Source organism: Pseudomonas sp. zfem001 (assembly GCF_032621725.1).
Taxonomy (GTDB): Bacteria; Pseudomonadota; Gammaproteobacteria; order Pseudomonadales; family Pseudomonadaceae; genus Aquipseudomonas; species Aquipseudomonas sediminis.
The window spans coordinates 366,358-374,843 of sequence record NZ_JAVYJI010000007.1 but is presented as its reverse complement, the minus strand read 5'-3'; the positions used below and the strand labels follow the sequence as shown (position 1 = coordinate 374,843).

7 protein-coding genes are annotated in these 8,486 nt (G+C 62.7%); 1 reads left to right on the top strand and 6 read right to left on the bottom strand.

Going from position 1 to position 8,486, the window contains the following annotated elements:
• Positions 1–126: 126 nt before the first annotated feature.
• From RTH74_RS22070 to RTH74_RS22055, 4 genes are all read right to left on the bottom strand, one after another.
• Positions 127–1,086 (bottom strand): AAA family ATPase, encoded by a 960-nt coding sequence (locus tag RTH74_RS22070; RefSeq protein ID WP_003460622.1) that lies wholly within the window; start codon positions 1,084–1,086, stop codon positions 127–129.
• A gap of 190 nt (positions 1,087–1,276) precedes the next feature.
• Positions 1,277–2,206 (bottom strand): biotin-dependent carboxyltransferase family protein, encoded by a 930-nt coding sequence (locus RTH74_RS22065; protein WP_316916066.1) that lies wholly within the window; start codon positions 2,204–2,206, stop codon positions 1,277–1,279.
• Positions 2,203–2,916 (bottom strand): allophanate hydrolase subunit 1, encoded by a 714-nt coding sequence (locus RTH74_RS22060; protein ID WP_316916065.1) that lies wholly within the window; start codon positions 2,914–2,916, stop codon positions 2,203–2,205. The genes RTH74_RS22065 and RTH74_RS22060 overlap by 4 nt, the downstream gene beginning before the upstream one ends.
• Positions 2,913–3,665 carry a 5-oxoprolinase subunit PxpA gene (locus RTH74_RS22055; RefSeq protein WP_316916064.1) on the bottom strand — a complete coding sequence of 251 codons (753 nt, stop codon included), beginning with the start codon at positions 3,663–3,665 and terminating at the stop codon, positions 2,913–2,915. Before RTH74_RS22055 ends, RTH74_RS22060 begins: the two co-directional genes overlap by 4 nt.
• A 427-nt stretch (positions 3,666–4,092) precedes the next feature.
• Between RTH74_RS22055 and RTH74_RS22050 the strand changes: the two genes are divergently transcribed.
• Positions 4,093–4,998 (top strand): TRAP transporter substrate-binding protein, encoded by a 906-nt coding sequence (locus RTH74_RS22050; RefSeq protein WP_316916063.1) that lies wholly within the window; start codon positions 4,093–4,095, stop codon positions 4,996–4,998.
• 50 nt (positions 4,999–5,048) lie between these two features.
• On the opposite strand, the gene RTH74_RS22045 is transcribed toward RTH74_RS22050, so the two are convergent.
• The gene (locus RTH74_RS22045) at positions 5,049–6,932 is read right to left on the bottom strand and encodes a methyl-accepting chemotaxis protein (RefSeq protein ID WP_316916062.1); all 1,884 of its coding nucleotides are present in this window, start codon (positions 6,930–6,932) and stop codon (positions 5,049–5,051) included.
• 138 nt (positions 6,933–7,070) lie between these two features.
• Positions 7,071–8,294 (bottom strand): OprD family porin, encoded by a 1,224-nt coding sequence (locus tag RTH74_RS22040; RefSeq protein WP_316916061.1) that lies wholly within the window; start codon positions 8,292–8,294, stop codon positions 7,071–7,073.
• Positions 8,295–8,486 lie beyond the last annotated feature (192 nt).

Here is an 8,486-nt window from a genome sequence, read left to right as displayed (position 1 = left end):
GCTGGACATATCGATCTCACGCCATCCTGCCGTGTTCCCTCGCCCATTTATGGGAGAGGGCTGGGGAGAAGGTGGAGCGTTTCGCGGGGGAAGTGGGAGAGGGGAGACAAGCGCGCAATATGGCATTCAGGCCACCGCCACCACGTCGAGGATGCGCTGGATCACGCGATCCTGATCGACCCCCGAGGCTTCCGCCTCGAAAGACAGGATGATGCGGTGGCGCAGCACGTCGAACAGCACTGCCTGGATATCTTCCGGGCTGACGAAGTCGCGCCCGGCCAACCAGGCATGAGCGCGTGCGCAACGGTCGAGGGCGATGGAGCCGCGCGGGCTGGCGCCGTAAGCGATCCAGTCCGCCAGCTCGGCGTCGAACTTGGCCGGGGTGCGGCTGGCCATGACCAGTTGCACCAGGTATTCCTCCACGGCATCGGCCATGTACAGGCCAAGAATTTCCTTGCGTGCGGCGAACACGGCCTGCTGGCTGACCCGATGCTCGGGCTTGGCCTCACCGTTGAGCGCATCGCCACGGGCCTGGGCGAGGATCTTGCGCTCCACGGCCGCGTCGGGAAAACCGATCTTCACATGCATAAGGAAGCGGTCGAGTTGCGCTTCGGGCAGCGGGTAGGTGCCTTCCTGCTCAATGGGGTTCTGCGTGGCCATGACCAGAAACAGCGGCGACAGATCGTAGGTCGAGCGTCCGACCGAGACCTGGCGCTCGGCCATGGCTTCGAGCAGCGCCGACTGCACCTTGGCCGGGGCGCGGTTGATCTCGTCGGCCAGCACCAAGTTGTGGAAGATCGGCCCCTGCTGGAACACGAAGCTGCCAGTTTCCGGGCGGTAGATCTCGGTGCCGGTGATGTCTGCTGGCAGCAGGTCCGGGGTGAACTGGATGCGATGGAACTCGCCCTCGATACCCTCGGCCAGCTCCTTGATCGCTTTGGTCTTGGCCAGACCAGGGGCGCCTTCGACCAGCAGATGGCCATCAGCGAGCAGGGCGATCAGCAAACGCTCGATGAGCTTTTCCTGGCCGAGGATCTGAGTGGAGAGAAATTGGCGTAACGCGACCAGCGCTTCACGGTGTTCCATCGTAGGGCTCTTCTGGCGGATGGGCGGGGCTTTGATTGCCGCGCGTGCAGACCGCCGACTTTAATGCATTTGCGGCTTCAGCCGCTATCTGCGGCGCTGTTCATGAACAGTCTGGCAACAGAAATGAGAGGCTGATCGCCAGCGCCGCAATGACCCGCCATTGCCGCAGGTGGGCCATTGCTACGCAGCGCTATTGCCACTGCGCCAGGAGTTGACGCTGGGTTAGCAGGGCGCTGTCCTGCGTGGTGGGGACAAGGTGTACGGTCTGCCCTGGCAGGCATTGCGCCAGCCGAGCCACGGCCTGTGGCGTCAGCGCACCCAGGCGCGGGTAGCCACCGATGGTCTGACGATCGTTGAGCAGGATGATCGGCTGGCCGTCCGGCGGCACCTGTACGGCGCCCAGGGGGATGCCTTCGGAGATCATTGAGCCCCGCTGGCATTGCAGTTGCGGGCCATTCAGGCGAATGCCCATGCGGTCGGCGCGTTGGTCGATCAGCCATTCACTGTTGAAGGCGTCGAACAGGCTCTGCCCGCGAAAGTCGCCAATTTGCGCGCCCAGTACCAGTTGCAGGCGAGGCGCGGCCTGGTATTCGGGAATGAATTCGGCGGGCATCTGCCGCGTTGCGCCAGCGGCATTGGTCCAGCCCAGCGAGTCGCCGACAGCAATGGCACGGCCATCGCCGTGCAGTCCTCCTAGGCCTTCACGCAGCATGCTGGCGCAGCTGCCGAGCACCACTGGCGCCTGGAATCCACCCGGTGCTGCCAGGTAGGCACGCGCGCCTTGGCGCGGCTGGGCGAAGCTCAGGCGCTGGCCTTTGCGGACTGCGAAGTTGCGCCACGGTGTTAGCGGCTGGTCGTCCAGCCGTGCACCGAGGTCGGCACCGGTCAGCGCCAGGGTGGCGTCGCGGCTGCATTCGAACTCGGCGTTACCCAGAGTGATCTCCACCACGGCGGCAGTCAGCGGATTGCCCAGCAACCAGTTGGCCCAGCGATGGGCGATCCAGTCGAGGGCCCCGCACTGGGTCACACCAAGGTGGCGTACGCCGAAACGTCCACCATCTTGCAACTGAACGAAAGGGCTGCTGCGCAATGCACGCAAGCCGCCATCAAGGGCGCTCATTGGCTGGCCTCCAGCGGACTGTCGTCGCCGCCCAGACGGATGAACTCGGCGCGGTCGATGGCTGCGAAGCGCACGCGATCACCGGGTTGCAGCAGGCTATAGCCCTCGATATCGCTGTCGAACAGGCGACTGGGCGTGCGTCCGATCAGGTTCCAGCCTCCGGGCGAAACCACCGGATAGGCGGCTGTTTGCCGTTCGGCGATACCGACGCTACCGGCAGCGATGCGTTTGCGCGGTGTGCTCAGGCGCGGCGCGGCGAGGATTTCCTCGACCAGGCCCATAAAGGCGAAGCCGGGCGCGAAACCCAGGGCGAACACCTGATAGGCGTGGCCGCTGTGCCGGGTGATCACTTCGGCTTCGCTGAGCCCGCTACGGCGGGCCAGCAGTTGCAGCTCCGGACCGACGCTGCGGTCGTACCAGGTGGGCAACTGGTGTTCGCGGCCGCCTTGCAGGTCGGCAGGTTGCAAACCGTCGAATGCTTCAGCGACCTTTGCCCGCGCCTGGTTGCTGTCGAGTTGGCACAGGTCGTAGTGCAACAACAGGGTGGTGTAGGAGGGCACCAGGTCGATCAGTGCGCCGCCGAACACTTCCTGAAGGCGTGTGCGGGCTGCCAGCATCCAAGGCATGTTGGCTTCATCGATAAAGTCGAACAGGCGCAGGATCAGGCTGTCTATGCCGGCGACTTCCAGCCGGACGTTGGGCGCCTTCATGCCTGTCCCAGGCCGTCGAAGGCCTGCCGGATACGTTGCACGGCAGCCACCGAGCTGGCGTTGTCGCCATGCACGCACAGGGTCTGCGCGTTCAACTGCAGAGCGCTGCCGTCGCTGGCCTGCAGTGCCTCGCCACGCGCCAGGGTGATCGCCTGGCTGACGATCACTTCGCTGTCATGGTGCACGGCACCAGGCAGGCTGCGGCTGACCAGGAAACCGGCGGCATCGTAGGCGCGGTCGGCGAAGGCCTCGAACCACAGGGTAAGGCCGAACTCGTCGCCGAGGACCTGCGCCGCGCTGTTGTCACGGGTGCACATCAGCATCAGTGGCAGGTGGCGGTTGTACTTGGCCACGGCACTCATCACCGCACGCAGGGTGGCAGGCTTGCGCATCATGTCCTGATACAGCGCGCCGTGCGGTTTGACGTAGCTGACGTGGGTACCCTGGCTGCGGCAGATGCCTTCCAGCGCACCGATCTGATAGAGCATCAGGTCTTCGACTTCCTGCGGCGTGCAGTCCATCGAACGACGGCCGAAACCGACCAGATCCTGATAGGCGGTGTGCGCACCGATACGTACGTCGTGAGCCACGGCCAGGGCCACGGTCTTGCGCATCACGCTGGGGTCGGAGGCGTGGAAGCCGCAGGCGATGTTGGCGCAGTCGATGTAGGGCATGACCTCGGCGTCCAGGCCCATGGTCCAGGCGCCGAAGCTTTCGCCGATGTCGCAATTCAAAAGCAGGCTGTTCAAGTGAGCATCCTAATCATGGCGTGCATGGATGTGGTCCGACAGCTTTGAGCTGTTCTGGGCGTTGGCTTCATTTTTCCGGCGCCGCCGAGAAGCGTCCAACTAATTAAAACATCCGCCGGAGATAGGAAAAGCTGATGGTGCACGCATCGGATTTTCTGATCGCCAGGCGCCGGTTTTTCCGGTTGGACAGCATTGTCTCGGCCCTCGACAGTGACTGGGTGAGACGCTCCTTGGCGCCGTTCTGGCGCAACCCCCGGTGTCTCCCGTACCCGGGGGCTTTTGCGTTTCTTTCCAATCGACTCATGTACCTGGTCTACCAGTCTACGGGGGCAACCCAATGAAGACCGTACCTTGCATGTCCGTGTTTTGCGCATTACTTGTCGCTCTACCTCTGGCGTTACCCCTGTACGGCGCTGAACGTTGGTCCATGTCCGTGGAACAGCCTGCCGGCAACTTCATCAGCCGCGTGGCGGTGGACTTCGCCAAGAATGTTCGTCAGGCCACCAAAGGCCAGCTGGATATTCGCGTTCACCCGAACTCCACCCTGTATCGCCGTCCCGAGGTCAAGCCGGCGGTAAGCCGTGGCGATATTCAGATCGGCGATGTGTTCATGTCTGCGCTGGGCAATGAAGATCCGATCTACGAGCTGGACAGTCTGCCGTTTCTCGCCACCGACTACGAGCAGGCGCGCAAGCTCTGGGCGGTAAGCCGTGAGGCGGTGGAGCGCCGCCTGTTAGCCGATGGCGTGCGCCTGATTTACGCCGTGCCGTGGCCGGCGCAGAGCCTGTTCAGCAATCGCCCGCTGCAGACTGTGGAGGACGTTCGCGATCTGCGTTTTCGCAGTTACAACCCGACCATCTCGCGCCTGGCTCATTTGCTCCACGCTCAGCCGACGACCATCAATACCGAGGATGTACCGCAGGCCTTCCGTGCAGGGCAGGTGGACATCATGCTCACCTCCAGCGCCACCGGCATGGACCTGCGCGCCTGGGATTTCGCCTCGCACTTCTACGACGTGCGCGCCTTCATCCCGAAGAACATCGTCATCGTCAACGAGCGCGCTTTCCAGCGTCTGCCAGAGGCCCAGCGTCGCGCGTTACTGAATGCCGGTGAGCGCGCCGAGCGGGCAGGGTGGGAATTGTCCTGGGCCTTGACCGGTTATCAGACGCGGATGCTCGCCAGGCGCGGCATGACCGTGGTGCAGGACATCGACCCGCAACTGCACCGTGATCTGGCCGAGGTGGGTCAGCAGCTCACCGAAGAATGGTTGGCGCGTGCAGGTGAGGAGTACGCGCAGATCATCGAGGCGTATCTCGATGGGCTGCCACGCTAGTCCGTCGATGTGAACGCCCGGTCGTCATGGCGACCGGGCTCTGGCTGCATTCAGGCCAGTCGGAACTGGCTGGCGCTGCGTCCCAGTGCATCGACCTGGGACGACAGCCCCTCGGTATGGCCGCTCAGGGTATAGCGCAGATCCTTGCTTTGCCCGGTATGCACGTTGATGGTTTCCATCTTGTCGGCGATGTCTTCGGTGGTGGTGGACACTTCCTCGATGGCCACCACGACCTGGTTCATCTCGCCGGTCAGGCGCTCCATCGCCGAGGTGATGGAGCTGATGGCGTCGGCTACCTGAGCAGCATGTCGCTCGCTGTCGGCGGCCAGGTTCAGGCCGTTACTCATCAACTGGTGCATGTGACGGGTCTGCTGCTGGAACTCGCTGACGATGGCGCTGATGTCGGTGGTTGCCGAGACCGTCTTCTGCGCCAGGGAGCGCACCTCATCGGCCACCACCGAGAAGCCGCGGCCGGCGTCACCCGCTCTTGCCGCCTCGATGGCCGCATTGAGGGCGAGCAGGTTGGTCTGGTCGGCGAGGCTGTTGATCACATCGACGATGCCGTTGACCCGTGCGCTGCTTTGGCCGAGAGCATCGACCTGGCTGTGGGTGTCCTGAATCAACTGCGCCAGGCGACTCATGCTGTCGACGCTGGCAGCGATTACCTTGCCGCCATCGCGCGCGGCATCGTAAGCGCTGGTGGTGGCTGTGCCGACTTCGGCGGTGCGCTGCGCCATGTCGTTGAGGGTGGCGCTGATCTGATGCGAGGCCGATGCAGCCTGCTCGGTCTGCATTTCCACCTGGGTGCTGTTGTCACCCAATTGGCGCATGGCATCGCCCAGGTGATGGTGCAGACGGCTCAGCTCGCCGTTGGCGCGCACCACTTCGGCAACGATGCCGCCGATGCCCTGGATCATGCGGTTGGCGGATTCGGCCAACTGGTTGAATTCGTCACGCGGGTTGCTGCCTACCGGTAGCTTGCCGGTGAGATCGCCAGAAGCGACCTGAGTGAGCAACTGGGTAGCATTGCGCAGGCGGGTGACCAGCGTGCGCGACGCCTGCAGCAGGGTGAAGCAGAGCAGGGCAGCAACGGCAAGGAAGCTCAGCCCCATCATCCACAGTGCCGACAGGCGCGCCTGTTCGGCTTCCTGCGTGCGGCGCTGCAGCAGGCCGCTTTGCAGGGCTTGCGCCTGCTCTTCGATGCGCGTTTGCAACTGTTCGCCCAATTGGCGCAGGCGCTGATTGGTCGCGTTGATGCGCTCGATATTGCCATGGATATCGCCGAACGCCTGGGCATAACCCTGCACGTTCTTGCCGATCGGCGTGTCCTGCCATTCGAGCTCCGTGATCTGCTCCTGCAGTTTGCCGATCGCTGTCAGGGCAATCTGGGCGAAGGCTGGATCGAAGGTGGAAAGGTAGTCACGTTGGCTGCTCAGGGCGCCGCTGATGAACGGTTTGATCAGATCGAAGCTGATCGCCTCCAAGGCCTTGCCTCTCTCGGTCAGCGTTTTGCGCTGGCCCTCGAAGGGGGTCAGGCCCAGGGTCTGATTGAGGCTGAGCCATTGGCGTTGTTGGGCCAGTTCTTCCAGCAGCACGGTCTGAATCTGCTGGGCGTATTGCAAGGTGGCGTCGTCTTCCAGTGCCTGTGCCTGCGTCAACAGTTGTCCGATGAGTTCTTGCAGCTCATTGAGACCGCTGTCGAATTCTGCCTGCAGATCGGGAGTGATCTGTTGGCGCAGTGCGTTCTGTTGCCACCAGTTGTTCATCAGCTGGGTACTGGCGCTGGCATAGGCTGCCGCCTGTTCCCTCGCCTGTAATGCGCTACTGACGCGATGGTTGGCCCATAACGAAGCGGCCGCCATCAGGATCAGGCTGATCAGGGTGAGCGCGATAAGGGCTCGGAATTTTTGTTGCCAGGACAGTAAAAAGCTCACGATAACGCCTCGCCATCTTCTTCAGGATGATTCTCAGGAGTCGGCAAGTTGTCATACAACTTGATTAAAAGTCTATGACTATCCTGTTTCCCGAGAAACGCGAACGGGGCCGCAAGGGCCCCATCATGAGTTGAGTACTTACCAAAGTGGCAGGGTGTAGCTGAGAATCAGGCGGTTCTCGTCGAGATCGTTGCCGAAATTGGAGCGAACCGTGGCGTTACGCCATTTCAGCCCGAGATTCTTCAGCGGGCCGTTCTGCACCACGTAAGTGATATCGGTATTACGCTCCCATTCCTTGCCTTCACTGCTGCGACCGGCGACTTCGACGTTGTCACCGGAGATGTAGCGGGTCATGAAGGTCAGCCCGGGTATGCCGATGCTGGCGAAGTTGTAGTCGTAGCGCACCTGCCAGGAACGCTCCTCGACGTTGGCGAAGTCGTTGATCTGCACGAAGTTGACCAGAAACGGGTCGCTGCTGGCGATGTACGGGAACGGGTCGTCACCGCTCATGCGCTGGTAGCCGGCACCGAAGGCGTGGCCGCCCAGGCTGTAGGTGAACATGGCGCCGAAAGCCTTGTTGTCGAGGTCGCGAAAGTTGCCGTCCTCGCGGCTTTGCGAGTAGCGCAGGTCGGTCTTGAACGATTGGCCATCGCCCAGCGGCAGCACGTGCACCAGGGTGCCGTAGTACTGCTGGTAGATATCCTCGAGGGTGCCGTAGTGCAGGCCGGCGGTGAGCTGCGGGGTGATCTTGTACTCACCGCCACCGAACACGAAAGAGTCGCTGTTGCCGCCGATGCGGTTGCCGGTCATCTCGGTGTAGTCGGTGGAGCTGTTGGCCTTGATGCGGTTGATCTTGCCGCCCTGCAGGGTCAGGTTGTCGATTTCCTGCACATTCAGCAGTGCACCCTGGAAGGTCTGCGGCAGCAGGCGTGAGTCGTTGGCCGAGACGATCGGGCTGCGAAAGTGCAGGGCGCCGGCTTTCAGTGTGCTGTTGGAGACCTTCACCTTGGCGGTCAGGCCGAGCTTGGAATACTCATCCTGCGAGCCGCCGGAGCGGTCGGCCGGGAGCAGGCCGCTGCCGGCCGTGCCGTCACCGGAATCGAGCTTCAGACCGAGCATCCCCAATGCATCGATACCGAAACCGACGGTGCCCTCGGTGTAGCCCGACTCCATGCGCAGCAGAAAGCCCTGCGCCCATTCCTCCGCCTTTTCACGGGCGCCGCTCTGGCGGAAATCACGGTTGAAATAGAAGTTGCGCATCTCGACGCTGGCTTTGCTGTCAGCGATGAAATCGGCATGCGCGAGGGTTGGCAGGCCGCCGCCGAGCAGCAGCGCGGATGCCAATGGGTAATGAGGTTTCATGGTGCAGTGTCTCCTGTTGGGAGCGCGCAGCCGACGTGGGCGGCTGCTTGGCAGAGCGCGTTTTGAATGATGTTGTTTTGGTCTGCGCATAGCGCGGCGCCATTCTTCAAAGCGTTGTTCGGCGGCGTCCAACGAGAAAAAACAGGGGGCCAGCGATAGGAAAATTCATCGGCCGGGCGAAAAACCTCTGGC

Coding starts and splice junctions, on each gene's coding strand:
- RTH74_RS22070 (WP_003460622.1), bottom strand. CDS start 1,086: ATGGAACACCGTGAAGCGCTGGTCGCGTTACGCCAATTTCTCTCCACT.
- RTH74_RS22065 (WP_316916066.1), bottom strand. CDS start 2,206: ATGAGCGCCCTTGATGGCGGCTTGCGTGCATTGCGCAGCAGCCCTTTC.
- RTH74_RS22060 (WP_316916065.1), bottom strand. CDS start 2,916: ATGAAGGCGCCCAACGTCCGGCTGGAAGTCGCCGGCATAGACAGCCTG.
- RTH74_RS22050 (WP_316916063.1), top strand. CDS start 4,093: ATGTCCGTGGAACAGCCTGCCGGCAACTTCATCAGCCGCGTGGCGGTG.
- RTH74_RS22040 (WP_316916061.1), bottom strand. CDS start 8,294: ATGAAACCTCATTACCCATTGGCATCCGCGCTGCTGCTCGGCGGCGGC.